The following is a 17,830-nucleotide window of genomic DNA, read 5'->3' as shown; positions in this document are numbered from 1 at the left end:
GCCGTCTCGTCTAGGAGGCCCCGATCATCTCCAACCACTCTTCCTCGGTGAGGATCGCGACCCCGAGTTCCTCGGCCTTGCGCGCCTTGGAGCCCGCATCGGCGCCGACAATCACGTAGTCCGTCTTCTTCGAGACCGATCCCGCGACCTTGGCGCCGAGGGATTCGGCCTTTGCCTTGGCCTCGTTGCGGCTGACCGAGGTGAGGGTGCCGGTGAAGACCACGGTCTTGCCCACGACCGGGCTGTCGTCGGCGACCTGCAGCTCGAAACTGCCGATCTTCAGCTCATTCTCAAGATCGCGCAGGACTTCCCGGTTATGGTCTTCGTGGAAGAAGGCCGTCAGGTCTTCCGCAACCGACGGGCCGATCTGGTCGATATTGATCAGGTTGGCATAGGCTTCCGACTCGGGATCGCTCGATTCCAGCATCGCTGCGGTCAGGGCCTCCAGCGTGCCGTAATTGGCGGCGAGCAGCTTGGCGGTCGCCTGGCCGACCTGGCGAATGCCGAGGGCGTAGATCAGCCGGTCGAGACCGATATTCCGGCGCTCCTCGATGGCGGCGAGCAGGTTGGTCACGGACTTCTCGCCCCACCCCTCGCGCTCCATCAGCACGTCCGCATGGGTCTTCAGGCGGAAGATGTCGCCCGGCTGCTTGATCAGCCCGTCCTCGTAGAAGGCCTCGACCTGCTTGGCGCCTAGTCCCTCGATGTCGAAGGCGTCGCGCGAGACGAAATGCTTCAGCCGCTCGACCGCTTGGGCGGCACAGATCAGGCCGCCGGTGCAGCGTCGGATCGCCTCGCCCTCGGGGCGCACCGCCTCGCTGCCGCAGACCGGGCAATGATCGGGGAAAATGTAGGTTTCGGTGCCTTCCGGGCGGCGCTCCTCGACCACGCGGACGACCTGCGGGATGACGTCGCCGGCGCGCTGGATGACGACCGTATCGCCGACGCGCACATCCTTTCGACGAATCTCGTCCTCGTTATGCAGGGTGGCGTTGGAAACAACGACGCCGCCGACGGTAATCGGCGTCAGCCGCGCGACCGGGGTGAGGGCGCCGGTGCGGCCGACCTGGATCTCGATCTTCTCGAGGATGGTCTCCGCCTGCTCGGCCGGGAACTTGTGGGCGATGGCCCAGCGCGGCGCCCGGCTGACCATGCCGAGCCGGTCCTGCCAGTCCAGCCGGTCGACCTTGTAGACGACGCCGTCGATATCGTAGTCGAGCGTCGGACGGGCGTGGCCGATTTCTTCATAGGCTTTGAGAGCGGTATCGGCACCGTCGCAGAGCCGGGTCATCGGGTTGATGACGAAGCCCCACTGCTCCAGCCGGTCCAGGAACCCGCGCTGGGTGTCCGCCGGCATTTCGGAGACCTCGCCCCAGGAATAGGCGAAGAAGCGCAGCGGGCGGCTGGCGGTGATCGAGGGATCGAGCTGCCGCACCGAACCCGCGGCCGCGTTGCGCGGATTGGCGAAGACCTTCTTTCCGGCCTCTTCCTGCCGCTGATTGAGGGCGGAGAAATCCGCCTTGCTCATGAAGACCTCGCCGCGCACCTCGAAGACGGCGGGCGCACCCTCCGGCAATTCGGCCGGAATGTCGGAAATTGTCTGCAGGTTTCGTGTGATGTCCTCGCCCTCGGTGCCGTCGCCGCGGGTCGCACCGAGAACGAACCTGCCGTTCTCGTAGCGCAGCGAGGCGGAGAGGCCGTCGATCTTCGGTTCGGCGACCAGCGCCACTGGCTCCTCTTCGGCGAGACTGAGGAAGCGGCGGATACGGCCGACGAAGTCCCGCACGTCCTCTTCCGAGAAGGCGTTGGAGAGCGACAGCATCGGCCGCTGGTGGCGGACCTTGGAGAATCCGGCGGCAGGCGCCGCGCCGACCCGCCGGGATGGGCTGTCGGGACGGATCAGATCCGGGAAGAGGGCCTCGATCTCATCGTTGCGGCGGCGCATCGCGTCGTAATCCGCGTCGCTGATTTCGGGCGCATCTTTCTGGTGATAGAGCGCGTCGTGTTTCGCGATCTGTGCCGCGAGCCAGCGCAGCTCGAAATCAGCCTCTGCGCGGGAAAGGGTATCGACCGCCTTCTGGTCTGCCGGCGCTGCCATGGGTCTCGTCCTCAGGCTGGATGGAGTAGACTGTCGGCTGCCGCCCGCGCTTCGTCGGTCACGGTCGCGCCGGAGAGCATGCGGGCCAGCTCCTCGCGGCGCTCGCTTGCGGCGAGCTGGGAGACCGCGGTCTTGACCAGTTCACCGTCTGCCTGCTTGGCGACATGCCAGTGCCGGACGCCGCGCGCCGCGACCTGCGGCGAGTGGGTGACGACCAGAACCTGGGTCTCCGATCCGAGCCGGGCGAGCCGTTCGCCGACCGCCGCCGCGACCGCGCCGCCAACCCCGCTGTCGACCTCGTCGAATATCAGGGTCGAGACCGGGTTGGCCTCGGAGAGCACGACCTTCAGGGCGAGCAGGAAGCGCGAGAGTTCGCCGCCGGACGCAATCCGGGCGAGCGGGCCGAAGGGCGCCCCGGGGTTGGTGGAGACCTGGAAGCTCACGCGCTCGGTGCCGCCGGCGCCCCAGTCGCTCTCGGCGAGCGGCTCCAGCTCCGTCTTCACCCGCGCCTTGTCGAGCTTGAGCGGCGCAAGTTCCTCGGTCAGTGCCTTGTCCAGACGGGTAGCCGAGGTTTCGCGCGCCGCGCTTAGGCTCTTCGCCGCGGCGACATAGGCCTCGCGGGCCTTCTCCTCGGCACGGGCGAGGTCGGCGAGGCCGCCGCCGGCATCGTCCAGCGCGGCGAGGCGGGCGGACAGCGCCCGGTGGATCTCGGGCAGACGGTCGGCTTCGATATCGTGCTTGCGGGCCAGTGCGCGGAGCAGATGCAGCCGGTCGTCAACCTCCTCGAGCCGTCCGCTGTCCGTCTCGACGTCCGAGGCGATCTGGCTGAGCGCGTGTTGGGCCTCCTGCACCTCTGCCGCGGCCCGGTCGAGCCCGTCGATCACGGACTCGAGCCTGTCGCCCGCTCGGTCGCGCACCCGCTCCAGAATCCGCTGTGCCGCCGCGATCGCCTGCTCGGCGCCGTCCTCGCCTTCAAGCGCGCCGGCGGCGCCGTTCATCGCCTCGAGAATCTGTGCCGCGTTCGCCAGCAGCGTTCGGTCCGAGGCGAGGCGGGTCTCCTCGCCCTCCTCGGGCGCGGCGCCGTCGAGTTCCTCGACATTGTGGCGCAGCAATTCCTCGTCGGCGCGCGCCCTTTCCAGCTCCTCGCGCGCCCGGCGATGCGCCGTGCGGGCCTCGCTCCAGGCGCCATGCGTCGCGCGGACGGCGGAGAGCAGGTTGCCATGACCGCCGAACAGATCGAGTGTCTCGCGGTGCGTCGCCGGGTCCATCAGGCCGCGCTGGTCGAACTGGCCCTGGATCTCCACCAGGGTCTCGCCGAGACGCTTCAGGGTGGCGACATTCACCGGTTCGTCATTGGCGAAGGCGCGGCTGCGGCCGTCGGCGGTCAGGATGCGGCGGAGGATCACCGGCCCGTCCGCCTCGATCCCCATCTCCTCGAGGATTTCCGCCGAGCCGTGGCCGTCGGAGACCTCGAAACTTGCCGTGACGACGGCCTGCTTGGCGCCGTTGCGCACCAGGCCGCTGTCCGCCCGCGCGCCGAGGGCGAGGCCGAGCGCGTCGAGCAGGATCGACTTGCCGGCACCGGTCTCGCCGGTCAGCACGGAGAGGCCGGGCCCGAAAGCGAGGTCGAGCCTGTCGATCAGCACCACATCGCGGATCGTGAGGCCGGTCAGCATGTCAGGTCAGAAAACCCAGAGCCCGAGACCGAGGAGGCCGTCGTCCTTGCCGCCGCCACGGCTGCTGCCGGTGGTCACCAGCGCGTAGCTGTCCTCGTACCACTCGCTGCCCGGGTAGTTGTGTCCGAGTACGGCCGCGGTCCGTTGGGCCTGTTCGTGAAGGCCGAGGGCGGTATAGGCCTCGGTCAGGCGATGCAGCGCTTCGGGCACCTGGTCGGTGGTGTCGTAGTCCTCGACCACTTTCTTGAAGCGGTTGATGGCAGCGAGATATTTGCCCTGGCGCAGGTAGAAGCGGCCGATCTCCATCTCCTTGCCGGCAAGGTGGTTCCGGGTGAGATCGATCTTCAGCAGGGCGTCGCGGGAATATTTGCTCTCCGGGAAACGCTGGACGAGTTCGTCGAGTGTCTCCATCGCGTTGCGGGTCAGTTTCTGGTCGCGCCCGACATCGACGATCTGCTCGTAGTAGCTGAGCCCCTTCAGGTAATAGGCATAATCGACATTCTGGTTGCTCGGATTGAGCTGGATGAAGCGGTCGAGCGCGCTGATCGCGTCGTCGTACTTGTTGCTCTGGTAGAGCGAGTAGGCGGCCATCAGCTGGGCCTGGGTGGCCCAGACGGAATAGGGATGCTGGCGCTCCACCTCGTCGAACAGCGGCGCAGCCTTCTTGTAGTCGCCGTCGAGCGCGGTATCGACCGCCTCGTTGTAGAGCTCCTCGACCGGCCGCTCGACATATTCGAGCTTCTCCTCTTTGGAGCTACAGGCGACGAGAGCAAGGGCGCAGGCCAGCAGTGCAAGGCGTTTCAGCCGCAGCGGACCCAGACCTCCATAGGCGAACTTCATCGGATTTCCCCGGACATGTGCCCTTAGAAAATACGGTCCCGGGGCGCTGTAGCCAAGGGGCTAGCTTCCGGCCGACGCGGGTCGGCCCGAACGCTCCGTCCTGTGTGATCGGATAGAGGAATTAAGCGGTCGCGGCAAGCAGCGGATGGTCGTGGTCGGCTGCCGCCATCTCCGGCGTCATCTCGACCAGCTCCCAGGCGCTTTCGTCCGCGAACAGCTCCCGGAGCAGCTTGTTGTTGAACAGATGCCCGGATTTCGAGGCATCGACGCGGCCGAGAATCGGCGCGCCGGCGAGATAGAGGTCGCCGACACAGTCGAGGATCTTGTGGCGCACGAACTCGTCCTTGAAGCGCAGACCGCCCTCGTTGAGGATCCGGTCGCCGTCGACGATCACCACATTGTCCAGATTACCGCCACGGCCGAGACCGGCGGCCCGCAAGCGGTCGATATCCTGCATGAAGCCGAAGGTCCGCGCGCCGCTGATCTTCTCGTTGAAGGTGCCGTTCACCAGTTTCACGTCGAGCTGCTTCTCGGTGATGGCCGCGCTGTCGAACTCGATCTCGAAATTGACGGAGAAATGATCGTCCGGGCTGAGCTCGATATGCCGCTTGTCGTCCGCGGCGGAAACCCGCTTCAGGACCCGGATCGCCTTGCGCGGCGCGGGAAGCTTGCGGATCCCGGCGCATTCGATCAGCAGGACGAAGGGCTCGGAGGAGCCGTCCATGATCGGGACTTCCGGGCCGTCGATTTCGATCAGGGCATTGTCGATGCGGCAGCCGGCGAACGCCGCCATCAGGTGTTCGACGGTGGAGACGCTCACGCCGTCGCCGTTCTGCAGCCGGGTGCACATGGTCGCATCGTGGACCATATCCCAGCGCGCGGGGACCAGCGGATCCTTGCCGGAGACATCGGTGCGCTTGAAGACGATGCCGTGATCGGCATCCGCGGGGTGCAGCGTCATTACGCAGTCGACACCGCCATGCAACCCGACACCCGTGCAGGATATGCTCGTCTTCAAGGTCTGTTGCGAAATCACTTAACGATGCTCCTGCTGCAACCGCAGGATTTGCCTGTGTTTTACGGCAAATTCTGCACGGAATTGCTCTGGATAATGAAAGCCCCAGAAGATGTATCAATATCTTCCGGGGCTCTCAAATCACTCTTTGTAACTGAATATTACGCCGTAAACGTCTGATATAACGGCCTAAAATCCAGGTTAGTTAGCCTGCCTGCGCAGGAAGGCCGGAATGTCCAGAAGGTCGTCGTCCTGACGGGACGGGGCGACCCTTTCCGACTGTTCCAGAGCGCCGAGACGGGCCTGCTTCGGTTCCGCCGCGTTGACGTCCACGAAGCGCTGCGGGCGGGCCTCCTGGGCCGGCTCGGACGGCTTCTTGCTGCCGATCCCGGTCATCCGGGTGAACAGGCTCGGAGTCTTCTCCGCGGCGCTCTCGCGCCCGCCGGCATTGACCATCGCCGCCGCCTGGAAGGGGTCCGGCTCGCCGCTGGCGGCTGTGGTCTCCGGCATCGCCGGCGGCGGGGCGATGAAGCTGTCTCCGGCCTTCGGAGCGGCCGGCTCTTCTTCTGTCTTCATGCTCTTCGCGGCGTCGGCCTTGGTCTGGGCTTCCAGCGCGGCCTCGTCGAGGTCCATCTCGCCGATCACGAGGGTGTTGCCGGCAACATGGACGGTCTCGGTCGTGGCCGAGATCGCCGGGATGTCGGCGGCCGGAGCGGTCGGCATGGCCGTGGCGGAGGCGACCGCAGCAGCCGGCGCCGGGGCCGCTTCCGCGGCGGGCTTCGCGGCCGGGGCGGCCTTCGCCTTGGTCGGGACGACGGTCAGCGGCGGGCGCTTGGCGGCCATGCCCTCGGCGGCGATGCCGGTGGCGACCACGGAGACCCGCATGGTGCCTTCCATCTTCTCGTCGAAGGTCGAGCCGAAGATGATGTTGGCTTCCGGATCGACTTCCTCGCGGATGCGGTTGGCGGCCTCGTCGACCTCGAACAGGGTCATGTCCATGCCGCCGGTGATGTTGATCAGCACGCCGCGGGCACCCTTCATCGTGGTGTCCTCGAGCAGCGGGTTGTTGATCGCGGCCTCGGCGGCGTCGATGGCGCGCTTCTCGCCGCTCGCCTCGCCGGTGCCCATCATCGCCTTGCCCATCTCGCTCATGACCGTACGGATGTCCGCGAAGTCGAGGTTGATCAGGCCCGGCATGATCATCAGGTCGGTGACGCCGCGCACGCCGGAATGCAGCACGTCGTCGGCCATGTTGAAGGCGTCCGCGAAAGTCGTCTTCTCGTTCGCCACCCGGAACAGGTTCTGGTTCGGGATGATGATCAGGGTGTCGACATACTGGGTCAGCTCCTCGATCGCCTGATCGGCGATGCGCATCCGGTGCTGGCCTTCGAAGTGGAACGGCTTGGTCACCACGCCGACGGTCAGGATGCCGTTCTCGCGGGCGGTCTGGGCGATCACCGGAGCGGCGCCGGACCCGGTGCCGCCGCCCATGCCGGCGGTGATGAAGACCATGTTGCTGTCGCGCAGGTTCTCCATGATCTCGCCGATCGCTTCCTCGGCGGCGGCGCGGCCGACTTCCGGCCGGGAGCCGGCGCCGAGACCCTGGGTGACGCCGGTGCCGAGCTGGATCGTGCGGTCGGCGAGCGACTGCTTGAGGGCCTGGGCGTCGGTATTGGTGACGATGAACTCGACGCCTTCGAGGTTGGAGCGGATCATGTTGTTGACGGCATTGCCGCCGGCGCCGCCGACGCCGACCACGCTGATCCGCGGCTTCAGGTCGTTGTCTTCGGTGGGGACGGAGATGTTGATGGTCATGGGGGTGGCCTCCTGTTCTCGCGTTTAGAGGGTGCTCTGGGGGATGCGCGCCTGAAGCACGCGGGTATTGGGCCTTTCGGCCGGGGTCGGTGAACGTTCTGTCACTGAATTCCTGTGGCTCGGTTGTCGGGCCGTTCCTTTCGGGCGCGGGCCGGCATGTGCGGTGGGGTGGAACCGGGTCTCGATCATCAGAAGTTCTCCCTCAGCCAGGAGCCGACGCGGCCGAACAGCCCGCTTCCGGTCTCCTTGTTGGCGACATGCCCCTGGCGGGACGCGTCGAGTGCCGGATCGGCCGCGTAGGCGAGCAGTCCGGCGCTCGTCGCGAAGGCCGGACCGCTGGCGACGTCGGCCAGCCCGTTGACCCGGATCGGCCGGCCCAGACGGACCTGCTTGTCCAGGATTTCCTGCGCCAGATCCCGGATCCCCGGCATCTGGCTGGCACCGCCGGTGATCACCACGCGGCGGCCGGCGACCTTGTCGAACCCGCTGGCTTCCAGCCGGCCCCGAACAAGTTCGAAGGTTTCCTCCAGACGCGGATGGATGATCCGGATCAGGAGGGATTTCGGGACATGATTGGGGTGGGTCTCGTCCTGCTCGCCGACCAGCGGCACATCGATGACCTCGCGCTCGTCGAGGCTGGACGGGATCGCGCTGCCATAGAGCGTCTTCAGCCGTTCGGCCTCGTGCACCGGGGTGGCGAGACCGCGGGCGATGTCGCTCGTGATATGCGCGCCGCCGACCGGCACGCAGTCGGTGTAGATCACGCTGCCGTCGAAGAAGACCGCCATGGTCGTGGTACCGCCGCCCATGTCGATCACGGTGACGCCGAGATCGCGCTCGTCCTCGACCAGGCAGGCGAGGCCGGAAGCATAGGGCGAAACCACGAAGGCCTCGATCCCAAGATGGCAGCGCTCGATCACGCTGGCGATGTTGCGCACCGCGCTGGACGCGGCGGTGACCATGTGCATGGAGGCGCCGAGACGGACCCCGCACATGCCGCGCGGATCGCGGATGCCGCGGCTGCCGTCGATCGAATAGCCGACCGGGATCGAGTGGATGAGCTGGCGGTCGGCCTCGACCTCGAGCTTCTGCCACTGGCTCAGAATGCGGCGCATGTCGGTATCGCAGACCTCCTGGCCGCCGATCGCGACCTCGACGCCGACGGTTTGGGAATGCGGATAGCCGCCGGAGAGATTGACGAAGACCCGCTGGATGGTCTCGTCGGCCATCTTCTCCGCCGTATGGACCGCGGCGCGCACGCATTCCTCGGCCTCGGCCATGTCGATCACCATGCCGCTGCGGATGCCGCGCGCGACCTGATGGCCGATGCCGGTGACCCGGATGCCGGGCAGGCTCTTGCCGCCTTCGCCGGGCGCGATCCGTGCGCCGCTCTCGCCGATCCGGGCGATCAGGCAGCAGATCTTCGTCGACCCGATATCCAGGATCGCGACGGTGCCGGTGCGCGGTTTGACCAGGCTCTTGCGCATCAGGTGTCCTTTCCGGGATTGCGGAGACGGCTCGAGACGTCCGGCGCGACGCGGACCACGAGCTGGTTCGGCAGGCGCAGGTCGATGGCGACCACGTCGCGGTCGAGCACGTGATGGTCGCGCTGAAGCTGCGCGAGGTGGGACCAGGCCTTCTCCGGCGCCCGTTCCGGCAGCTCGATATCGACCCCGGTATCGAGCCGCACGTTCCAGCGCCGCTCGCCGATCCAGGTGACGGCACGCACGCGCTTGTTCAGGTCCGGCTCGCGCGACAGGAGGGCGAGGAAGGCGCGGGCCCGGGCCGGTGCCTCATCGCCGACGACAATGGGCAGATCGGCGAAGCGGCGCGGGTTCTGTCCCGGCACCTCGACGCCCAGATCGTCGATCAAGGTCAGCTCGCCTTCGCGCTGCCAGAGCGCCAGCGGTGTGCGTTCCTCGAGGCGGACGAACAGTGTATCCGGCAGGCGCCGTTCGATTGTGGCGGTGCGGACCCAGGGGAGCGCGTCGACGCGCGCCTTCAGCGCCGCGAGATCGACGCGGAGGATCGGGGTGCCGCGGTCAGTCGCGATCGCGCCGACCAGGTCGCTGCGCTCCGTGCGGTAGCGACCCTCGACGAGGATGTCGGAGACGACGAGGCCGAGCTCGTTCGACACCGCGATGCCGGCATCGTCGATGGCGGCGGCGAGCTGACCGATCGCGCCGGTGCGCGCCGCGTGCCAGCCGGTGCCGGCGACGATCGCGGTCAGGGCGGCGAAACCGGTGCCGATCAGCACCTGCCGCATGCGGCGGGCCGACAGTCTCGGACGCCGGGCCGGACGCCGCTTGGCGGCAGTCTTCTTGCCTTTGGTGCCTTTGGCGGGGCTCAGTAGTCGCATCGTGCGTCCTCCACCAGCTTGGCGCAGAGCGCGGGGAAGTTCATGCCGCGGAAACTGGCCTGTTCGGGAACCAGAGAGGTCGGGGTCATACCCGGCTGGGTATTGACCTCGAGCAGGTAGAGATTGTCGGGATCGGCTTCGGTTTCGGTGTCGTCGAAGCGCAGATCGGCCCGGCTGACGCCGCGGCAGCCGAGCGCCGAATGAGCCTTCTCCGCCATTTCCAGGGCGCGGGCGGTCACTGCCTCCGGAAGCCGCGCCGGCAGAATGTGGATAGAGCCGCCGTCGGCGTACTTGGCGTCGTAATCGTAGAAACCACGTTCCGAGGTGATCTCGGTGACCGCGAGGGCAGCACCGTCCAGAACGGCGACGGTCAGCTCGCGGCCGGCGATGAACTTCTCTTCCAGCACCATGTCGCCGAAGGGCCAGTCTTCCTTCGTCGGACGGTAATTGTCGCCCGGGCGCACGATGTGGACACCGAGGCTGGAGCCCTGGTCGATCGGCTTCAGCACATAGGGGCGCTTCAGCGCCTCGCGCTCGAGGGCTTCCTCACGGGAGCGCACGATGCCGACAGGGCATTTGATGCCGGCACGGGCGAAGAGTTCCTTGGCGCGCGGCTTGTCCATCGCGATGGCCGAGGCCTCGACGCCGGAATGCGTATAGGGAATATCCATGATGTTCAGCAGGCCCTGGATATTGCCGTCCTCGCCGATGCGGCCGTGCAGGGCGTTGAAGCAGACATCCGGCTTCAGCTCGGCGAGCCGGAACGGGATCTGCCGGTCGACATCGACCTCGGTCACCTGGTAGCCAGCCTCGCGCAGGGCCTTGGCGCACTCGCGACCGCTCGAGAGCGAAACCTCGCGCTCGCCGGACCAGCCGCCCATCAGAACCGCGACGTGCTTGCTCATGCGTCTTCTCCCTGCCTGGTGACTCCGATGCGCCGGATTTCCCAGCGCAGCTCCACACCGCTCTTCTCCTTCACCCGGCGCCGCACGGATTCGCCGAGGGCCTCGATGTCCGATGCGGTCGCGGTGCCGGTATTGATCAGGAAATTGCAGTGCTGTTCCGAGACCATGGCGCCACCGACCCGGAGGCCGCGGCAGCCGGCCGCGTCGACCAACTGCCAGGCTTTGCCGCCTTCCGGATTGGCGAAGGTGCTGCCGCCGGTCCGTTCGCGGATCGGCTGGCTGCTCTCGCGGGCCTGCTTTATTTCGTCCATCGCACGCGCGATCTCCGCCTTGTCTCCCGCGGGGGCGTGGAAGGTCGCTTCCGTGTAGATCCAGTCGGCAGGCGCATCGGTGTGCCGGTAGGACATGCCGAGCGCGGCGGCCGGCACGCGCCGGATGATGCCGTCGCCGGTCACCAGCTCGGCGGAGAACAGGACGTCCTTGAACTCCCGGCCGTAGGCGCCCGCATTCATGCGCAGGCCGCCGCCGATGCTGCCCGGGATGCCGGACATGAAGGCGAGACCGTCGCGGCCCTCGGCGAGCGCGGCCTTCGCCAGGTTGAGGTCGAGTACCGCGGCGCCCGCGGTCACCATGTCGGTCCCGAAGCGGATCTCGTTGAAACCGCGGGCGAGCCGGATCACCACGCCCGGAATACCGCCGTCGCGGATCAGCAGGTTGGAGGTCACGCCGATCACGGTCACCGGCACGTCGGCCGGCTTGCCGCGCAGGAAGACCGCGAGATCCTCGGCATCCGCCGGACGGAACACGACTTCCGCCGGGCCGCCGACGCGGAACCAGGTCTGCTGCGCGAGATCGACATTCTCCTGGTAGCGCCCGCGCACCTCGGGCAGGCGCTCGATCAGGGGACGGGTCTCGTCGGAACGGAGAGCGGCCATGGTCATTGCCCTTCCGTCCCGGCGGCGCGCGCGGCGCCGCTCACCAGCGGTTCGAGCTGGCCCGGAAGGGCCTGGGCCCAGTTGGTGATACTGCCGGCGCCGAGGCAGACCACCATGTCGCCGGGCTTGGTGATCCCGGCGACGATGCCGGCGAGTTCGGACGGGTCGTTCAACGCATAGACATGACGGTGCCCGCGGGCGCGGAGGCCGGCGATCAGGCTGTCCCGGTCGGCGCCCTCGATCGGATCCTCACCGGCGGTATAGACATCCGCGACGATGACGCCGTCGGCGTCGTTGAAGCAGGCGCAGAAATCCTCGAAGAGGTCGTGCAGGCGGGAATAACGGTGCGGCTGCACGACGGCATAGACGCGGCCGTCCGGGCAGGCGGAGCGTGCGGCGGAGAGCACGGCGCTGATCTCGACCGGATGGTGGCCGTAATCGTCGATTACGGAAACGCCTCCGGTCTCGCCGGTCTTGGTGAAACGGCGCTTCACACCGCTGAAGCCGGCGAGCGCCTTGGCGACCAGGTCGTCGCTGAGGCCCATCTCGATGCCGATGGCGATCGCGGCGAGGGAGTTGGAGACGTTGTGCTGGCCGTACATCGGCAGGGTCACGCCCTCGAGCGTACGCTCGGTGTCGTGCGCACGGTCGGCGATCACGACGTCGTATTTCGCGCCAGAGGAGGTGATCTCGAGATTGACGGCGCGGACATCCGCCTGCGGCGAGAAGCCGTAGGTGACGATGCGGCGGTCAGCGACCTTCGGGATCAGCTTCTGCACCGTCGGATGATCGATGCAGAGGGTGGCGAAACCGTAGAACGGGATGTTCGCGACGAAGGCGCGGAAGGCCTCCTGCAGCTTGTCGAAATCGCCGTGGAAATCGAGATGTTCCGGATCGATGTTGGTGACGACGGCGATGGTCGCCGGTAGACGGTTGAAGCTGCCGTCGCTCTCGTCCGCCTCGACCACCATCCAGTCGCCGGAACCGAGCCGGGCATTGGTACCGTAGGCGTTGATGATGCCGCCGTTGATCACGGTCGGGTCGAGCCCTGCGGCGTCCAGCATGGCGGCGACCAGCGAGGTGGTGGTGGTCTTGCCGTGGGTGCCGGCGCAAGCGATCGACCATTTCAGCCGCATCAGCTCGCCCAGCATCTCGGAGCGGTGGACCACCGGCAGCATGCGCTCGCGCGCGGCCAGCAGTTCCGGATTGTTCCGCTTGATCGCGGTGGAGATGACGACGATGGAGGCATCCTCGATATTCGAGGCCTGCTGGCCGATGAATACCTTGATGCCGAGATCCCTCAGGCGGCGCACATTCGGGTTTTCCGCAATGTCGCTGCCTTGCACTGAATAGCCGAGATTGTGCAGAACCTCGGCGATGCCGGACATGCCGATACCGCCGATGCCGGTGAAGTGCATGGTTCCGATGCTGAGCGGCATCTCTCTCATGCGGCGCGTCCTTGTTGCGGGGTCGAAGGGGCGGCGGCGAGGGCCGGCGCGGTGGCAATGACGAGATCGGCGAGGCGATCGGCCGCGTCCGGCGTGCCGAGGTCGCGCGCCGCGGAGGCGGCCCGGTTCAGGCGATCGGGCGCCTTCAGCAGGCCGAGCAGGGCGCCGGCGAGTTTCGGCGCGGTGAATTCCGCCGGTTCGGTCATGACCCAGGCAGCCTTGCCGGCTTCGACGGCGCGGGCATTGGCGGTCTGGTGGTCGTCGGCGGCGCTCGGATAGGGCACCAGGATCGACGGGCGGCCGAGCGTGGTCAGCTCGGCGATGGTCGAGGCGCCGGAGCGGGCGATGACCAGGTCGGCCGAGGCCATGCGGTCCGGCAGGTCGTCGAAAAAGGCGCGGATGTCAGCGGCGACGCCGAGGCGCTGGTATTCCGCTTTCACGCGCTCGATGTCTTCGGCCCGGCTCTGCTGGGTGATGCGCAGGCGGGAGCGGAGGTTCTCCGGCAACTCTGCGATCCCGGCGGGAACGACATTGGAAAACACGGTCGCGCCCTGGCTGCCGCCGAAGACCAGGAGGTTGACCGGACCGTCCGAGGCGACAATCTTCTCGCCGCGCAGCGCCAGCACGTTGTCGCGCACCGGATTGCCGGTGAAGTGGCATTTCGCGGACTCGCGTTCGGAGAGATTGGTCATCTCGCGGAACGAGGTGGCGATCTTCGAGGCGTGCGGCGCGAGGAAGCGGTTGGCGCGGCCGAGCACGGCGTTCTGTTCGTGCAGCACGACCGGCAGGCCGAGGAATGCGGCGGCGCGCACGGTCGGGACCGAGGGATAACCGCCGAAGCCGACAGCGATGGCAGCGCCGAGGCCTTTCATGTGGATCGCCGCCTGCAGCGCGCCGATGCCGAGTTCGACGATCGCTTTCGCTTTGCCGGCGATGCCGCCCTTGCTCGGGCTGGCGGCGCGGATGCGGCGCACCGCGACCTCCGGGTTCTCGCCCTCGTAGCGGCCGCCGCGGTCGTCGGTGACCAGTGCGACGCGGATGCCGCGCGCGATGAGCGCCTGACCGAGCGACAGGGCCGGGAAGATGTGCCCGCCGGTGCCGCCGGCGGCGAGGATGACGGTTCCGCCGCTCATCACAATGCCTCCATCCGGCCGGCCCGGCTGCGGGTCAGCGCCAGCATCAGGCCCATGCCGAGCGCGAGCGCGAGCAGGGACGAACCGCCGTAGCTGATAAAGGGCAGGGTCATGCCCTTCGCCGGCATCAGCTGCAGGGCGGACGCCATGTGGATGATCGACTGCAGGCCGAACTGGGCGAGCAGGCCCGCGCCCGCCAGCAGCACGAACAGGCTCTGCTCGGAGAACAGGCGGGCGAAGCCGCGCAGTACGACGAAGCCGAAGAGGACGATCAGAAGGAGGCAGACGATGGCGCCGAATTCCTCGCCGGCGACGGAGAAGACGAAGTCGGCATGAGCGTCCGGCAGGAAGGCCTTCACCTGGCCCTCGCCGGGGCCGGTGCCGAGGAGGCCGCCGCTGCGGAAGGCTTCCAGAGAGCGTTCGACCTGATAGCTGTCGCCGGCCGCCGGATCGAGGAAACGGTTGATCCGGTCGTTGACGTGCGGCAGCAGGAAATAGGCCGCGACCAGACCGCCCGCGCCGAGCAGGGCCGCGCCGCCGACCAGCATCATCGGTAGGCCGGCGAGGAAGAACTGGCCGAACCAGACCAGGGAGACGACGACGGTCTGTCCGAGGTCCGGCTGCAGCAGCAGCAGGGAAACGACGAGGCCGTAGAGCGCGATCGCGATCCACTGGCCCGGGAAGCCGCTTTCCTTGCGCCATTCTGCGAACATCCAGGCGGCGACCACGGCGAAGCAGGGCTTCAGGAATTCCGAGGCCTGCAGGGAGAAGCCGGCGACGCTGAGCCAGCGCCGGGCGCCCTTGATCTCCGCGCCGAAGATCAGGGTGAGGACCAGCAGCCCGATGCAGCCGATGAAGCCGATGGTCGCGGCGCGTCGCACCTGCAGCGGGCTCATCAGTGAGCAGGTGAACAGCACGCCGGCGGCGACCGGCAGCAGCATGAGCTGGCGGCGCACGAAGTGGTAGCTGTCGAGGCCGATCCGCTCGGCCACGGCCGGGCTGGCGGCGAAGATCATCAGGGCGCCGAAGAGGATGATGAGCAACAGCACGCCGGCGGTCCAGCGATCCACCGTCCACCACCAGCGGCCGAGAATGCTCGTATCGGTGCGGGCGATCGTGCTCATGGCCGCGCCTCCCCGCCATCGCCCATCTCGGTCAGCCGGAGGACCTGATCGCGGAAGCGGTCGCCGCGCTGTTCGAAATTGTCGAACTGATCCCAAGACGCAGCGGCCGGCGACAGCAGCAGCGTCGCGCCGCGCAGATGCTCTTTCCGCGCCATGTGGTGGGCGGCATCGACGGCCTTGTCGAGGGTGCCGCACTGGGTGTGCGGAACGGCGTCGCCGAGGGTCTCGCCGAAACTCGATGCGGATTCGCCGATCAGGAAGGCATGGCGGATGCGCGGGAAATAGGGCTTCAGCGGCGCGATGCCGCCTTCCTTCGCGCGGCCGCCCGCGATCCAGTAGATCGGGTCGTAGCAGCCAAGCGCGCGTTCGGCCGCGTCGGCGTTGGTTGCCTTGCTGTCGTTCACATAGCGGATGCCGTCGCGTTCGGTCACCAGTTCCTGGCGATGCGCGAGGCCCGGGAAGCTGAAGATCGCTTCGGCGATCACGGAAGCGTCGATCCCCGCCGCGCGGCAGGCGGCATAGGCGGCCGCTGCGTTCTGATGGTTATGGTCTCCCGGCAGGGTCTTGGCCGGGGCGAGGCTCAGGACCGGCTTGCCGCAGGCGACGAGCGAGGCGCCGGAATAGCGCAGATCCGCCGCCGCATTGTCCTTGCCGGAGATCCGCATCAGCTTCGGCGCCTGCGCATCGATCCGCTCCGCGACGGCGGCGGCTTCCGTGTCGTCGATCCCGACGATGGCGGTGTCCCCGGCGGTCTGGTTGGCGAAGATCCGGGTCTTGGCCTCGATATAGCCGCGCAGCCCGCCATGCCGGTCGAGATGATCCGGCGAGATGTTCAGGAGGATCGCGATTTCCGGAGCGAGTGACGGCGTCAGCTCAAGCTGGTAGGAGCTGAGCTCGAGAATGTAGGTGCCGTCGGCGCCGAGCGGCTCGAAGGAGAGCACCGGCGTTCCGAGATTGCCGCCGACCTCGGCCTTCTTGCCGGCGGTCTCGAAGATATGTCCGATCAGCGCGGTGGTGGTCGACTTGCCGTTGGTCCCGGTGATCGCGATCACTCTTGCGTCCGGACATTCGGCGAGCATCAGCTCGACGTCGCCGATGATCGGCACGCCCGCCGCTTTCGCCATTCTGGCCGCGGGGTGCGGTTCCGGATGGGTGTGCGGAATGCCGGGGCTCAGGATCAGGTAATCGATCCTGGACCAGTCGACGGAGTCTGGGGCGGCGATCGTCGCGTCCCGCCGGCCCGCGCTGGCGCGCCGCTCGCCATTGTCGTCCCAGGCAAGCACTTCGGCGCCGCCCTCGACCAGCGCCTCGACGGTCGCGAGACCGCTGAGGCCGAGGCCCATGACGAAGAGGCGTTTACCCGATTTGCTGTGGCAGGGGATCATCTCTACCTCAGCTTCAGGGTGGACAGGCCGATCAGCGCCAGGATGACGGCGATGATCCAGAACCGGATGACGATGGTGGGCTCCGCCCAGCCCTTCTTCTCGAAGTGATGGTGCAGCGGCGCCATGCGGAAGACGCGCTTGCCGGTCAGCTTGAAGGAGGCGACCTGGACGATGACGGAGACCGTCTCCAGCACGAAAAGGCCGCCGATGATGGCGAGCACCAGCTCGTGCTTCGTGACGATGGAGATGGTGCCGAGCGCGCCGCCGAGGGAGAGCGAGCCGGTGTCGCCCATGAAGACCATGGCCGGCGGGGCATTGAACCAGAGGAAGCCGAGACCGGCGCCGAGCAGGGCGCCGCAGAACACCGCGAGTTCGCCGGTGCCGGGCACGTGATTGATCTGCAGGTAGTTGGCGAACACCGTGTTGCCGGTCAGATAGGCGATCAGCGCGAAGCAGAGGCAGGCGATCATCACTGGGACGATGGCAAGCCCGTCGAGCCCGTCGGTCAGGTTGACCGCGTTCGAGGCGCCGACCATGACGAAGATCGCGAAGGGCGCGAAGAACCAGCCGAGATTGATCAGCACGTCCTTGAAGAACGGCACCGCGAGGCCGTTGGCGAGGTTGGCCGGCATGGCGGCCTGCACCATCAGCACCGCGACGAGGGAGATCGCGATCTGACCGGCAAGCTTCAGCTTGCCCGGCAGGCCCTTGGTGTTGCGCTTGGTCAGTTTCAGGAAGTCATCCGCGAAGCCGAGCAGACCGAAACCGCCGGTGACCAGCAGCACGGCCCAGATGAAACTGTTGCTGAGATCGGCCCAGAGCAGGGTCGAGACCGAGAGCGCGATCAGGATGAGGAGCCCGCCCATGGTCGGCGTGCCCTTCTTGGTCAGCAGGTGGCTCTCCGGGCCGTCCTCGCGGATCGGTTGACCCTCGCGCTGCTTGGAGCGCAGCCAGTCGATCAGCCACGGGCCGAGCACGAAGCCGATGAGGAGCGCGGTCATGATCGCGCCGCCGGTCCGGAAGGTGAGGTAGCGGAACAGGTTGAAGATCTGGGCCTGGTCGGCGAGCGGAGCGAGGAAATTGTACAGCATGACGCG

The 17,830-nt window shown here is 67.3% G+C and carries 14 protein-coding genes; all 14 read right to left on the bottom strand.

The features are described 5' to 3' along the window. Positions 1-10: 10 nt before the first annotated feature. The 14 genes from ligA to mraY all read right to left on the bottom strand — a co-directional run bounded on the left by ligA (position 11) and on the right by mraY (position 17,824). Positions 11-2,098, bottom strand: a complete 2,088-nt coding sequence (gene ligA, locus IG122_RS09475; RefSeq protein WP_193182864.1) for an NAD-dependent DNA ligase LigA — start codon at positions 2,096-2,098, stop codon at positions 11-13. An 11-nt stretch (positions 2,099-2,109) separates the two neighbouring features. Next, entirely contained in the window at positions 2,110-3,774 is a 1,665-nt protein-coding gene (gene recN, locus IG122_RS09470; RefSeq protein WP_193182862.1) for a DNA repair protein RecN, read from the bottom strand. Positions 3,775-3,780: 6 nt separating this feature from the next. Beyond that, positions 3,781-4,614 carry an outer membrane protein assembly factor BamD gene (locus IG122_RS09465; RefSeq protein WP_193182860.1) on the bottom strand — a complete coding sequence of 278 codons (834 nt, stop codon included), beginning with the start codon at positions 4,612-4,614 and terminating at the stop codon, positions 3,781-3,783. 121 nt (positions 4,615-4,735) lie between these two features. Beyond that, on the bottom strand, positions 4,736-5,650 hold the full coding sequence (gene lpxC / locus IG122_RS09460) for a UDP-3-O-acyl-N-acetylglucosamine deacetylase (protein WP_193182858.1): 915 nt from the start codon (positions 5,648-5,650) through the stop codon (positions 4,736-4,738). Between the two features lie 180 nt (positions 5,651-5,830). Next, a complete protein-coding gene (gene ftsZ / locus IG122_RS09455; RefSeq protein WP_193182856.1) occupies positions 5,831-7,444 on the bottom strand; it encodes a cell division protein FtsZ in 1,614 nt (537 codons plus the stop codon). A 188-nt stretch (positions 7,445-7,632) separates the two neighbouring features. Next, positions 7,633-8,931 (bottom strand): cell division protein FtsA, encoded by a 1,299-nt coding sequence (gene ftsA / locus IG122_RS09450; protein ID WP_193182854.1) that lies wholly within the window; start codon positions 8,929-8,931, stop codon positions 7,633-7,635. Beyond that, a complete protein-coding gene (locus IG122_RS09445) occupies positions 8,931-9,803 on the bottom strand; it encodes a cell division protein FtsQ/DivIB (RefSeq protein ID WP_193182852.1) in 873 nt (290 codons plus the stop codon). Before IG122_RS09445 ends, ftsA begins: the two co-directional genes overlap by 1 nt. After that, positions 9,791-10,708, bottom strand: coding sequence for a D-alanine--D-alanine ligase (locus IG122_RS09440; RefSeq protein WP_193182850.1), 918 nt, complete (start codon positions 10,706-10,708; stop codon positions 9,791-9,793). Before IG122_RS09440 ends, IG122_RS09445 begins: the two co-directional genes overlap by 13 nt. Continuing rightward, positions 10,705-11,649 (bottom strand): UDP-N-acetylmuramate dehydrogenase, encoded by a 945-nt coding sequence (gene murB / locus IG122_RS09435; protein WP_404924353.1) that lies wholly within the window; start codon positions 11,647-11,649, stop codon positions 10,705-10,707. The genes IG122_RS09440 and murB overlap by 4 nt, the downstream gene beginning before the upstream one ends. Beyond that, the gene (gene murC, locus IG122_RS09430) at positions 11,646-13,091 is read right to left on the bottom strand and encodes a UDP-N-acetylmuramate--L-alanine ligase (protein WP_193182848.1); all 1,446 of its coding nucleotides are present in this window, start codon (positions 13,089-13,091) and stop codon (positions 11,646-11,648) included. Before murC ends, murB begins: the two co-directional genes overlap by 4 nt. Further along, complete coding sequence (gene murG, locus IG122_RS09425; protein ID WP_193182846.1) at positions 13,088-14,224, bottom strand: undecaprenyldiphospho-muramoylpentapeptide beta-N-acetylglucosaminyltransferase; 1,137 nt, start codon at positions 14,222-14,224, stop codon at positions 13,088-13,090. The genes murC and murG overlap by 4 nt, the downstream gene beginning before the upstream one ends. Next, positions 14,224-15,348, bottom strand: a complete 1,125-nt coding sequence (locus IG122_RS09420; protein WP_193182844.1) for an FtsW/RodA/SpoVE family cell cycle protein — start codon at positions 15,346-15,348, stop codon at positions 14,224-14,226. The genes murG and IG122_RS09420 overlap by 1 nt, the downstream gene beginning before the upstream one ends. Further along, positions 15,345-16,733, bottom strand: coding sequence for a UDP-N-acetylmuramoyl-L-alanine--D-glutamate ligase (gene murD, locus IG122_RS09415; RefSeq protein WP_193182842.1), 1,389 nt, complete (start codon positions 16,731-16,733; stop codon positions 15,345-15,347). Before murD ends, IG122_RS09420 begins: the two co-directional genes overlap by 4 nt. 2 nt (positions 16,734-16,735) lie before the next feature. After that, positions 16,736-17,824, bottom strand: coding sequence for a phospho-N-acetylmuramoyl-pentapeptide-transferase (gene mraY / locus IG122_RS09410; RefSeq protein ID WP_193182840.1), 1,089 nt, complete (start codon positions 17,822-17,824; stop codon positions 16,736-16,738). Between the last annotated feature and the right edge of the window lie 6 nt (positions 17,825-17,830).

The organism is Nisaea sediminum (genome assembly GCF_014904705.1).
Lineage (GTDB): Bacteria > Pseudomonadota > Alphaproteobacteria > Thalassobaculales > Thalassobaculaceae > Nisaea > Nisaea sediminum.
This window is presented reverse-complemented; position numbering and strand designations above follow the sequence as displayed.

Excerpts from the sequence above, each read along its gene's own strand:
- murC (WP_193182848.1), bottom strand. The coding sequence starts at position 13,091 with ATGAGAGAGATGCCGCTCAGCATCGGAACCATGCACTTCACCGGCATC.
- murB (WP_404924353.1), bottom strand. The coding sequence starts at position 11,649 with ATGACCATGGCCGCTCTCCGTTCCGACGAGACCCGTCCCCTGATCGAG.
- recN (WP_193182862.1), bottom strand. The coding sequence starts at position 3,774 with ATGCTGACCGGCCTCACGATCCGCGATGTGGTGCTGATCGACAGGCTC.
- ftsA (WP_193182854.1), bottom strand. The coding sequence starts at position 8,931 with ATGCGCAAGAGCCTGGTCAAACCGCGCACCGGCACCGTCGCGATCCTG.
- ligA (WP_193182864.1), bottom strand. The coding sequence starts at position 2,098 with ATGGCAGCGCCGGCAGACCAGAAGGCGGTCGATACCCTTTCCCGCGCA.
- IG122_RS09440 (WP_193182850.1), bottom strand. The coding sequence starts at position 10,708 with ATGAGCAAGCACGTCGCGGTTCTGATGGGCGGCTGGTCCGGCGAGCGC.
- mraY (WP_193182840.1), bottom strand. The coding sequence starts at position 17,824 with ATGCTGTACAATTTCCTCGCTCCGCTCGCCGACCAGGCCCAGATCTTC.
- murG (WP_193182846.1), bottom strand. The coding sequence starts at position 14,224 with ATGAGCGGCGGAACCGTCATCCTCGCCGCCGGCGGCACCGGCGGGCAC.
- murD (WP_193182842.1), bottom strand. The coding sequence starts at position 16,733 with ATGATCCCCTGCCACAGCAAATCGGGTAAACGCCTCTTCGTCATGGGC.
- IG122_RS09420 (WP_193182844.1), bottom strand. The coding sequence starts at position 15,348 with ATGAGCACGATCGCCCGCACCGATACGAGCATTCTCGGCCGCTGGTGG.
- ftsZ (WP_193182856.1), bottom strand. The coding sequence starts at position 7,444 with ATGACCATCAACATCTCCGTCCCCACCGAAGACAACGACCTGAAGCCG.
- IG122_RS09445 (WP_193182852.1), bottom strand. The coding sequence starts at position 9,803 with ATGCGACTACTGAGCCCCGCCAAAGGCACCAAAGGCAAGAAGACTGCC.
- IG122_RS09465 (WP_193182860.1), bottom strand. The coding sequence starts at position 4,614 with ATGAAGTTCGCCTATGGAGGTCTGGGTCCGCTGCGGCTGAAACGCCTT.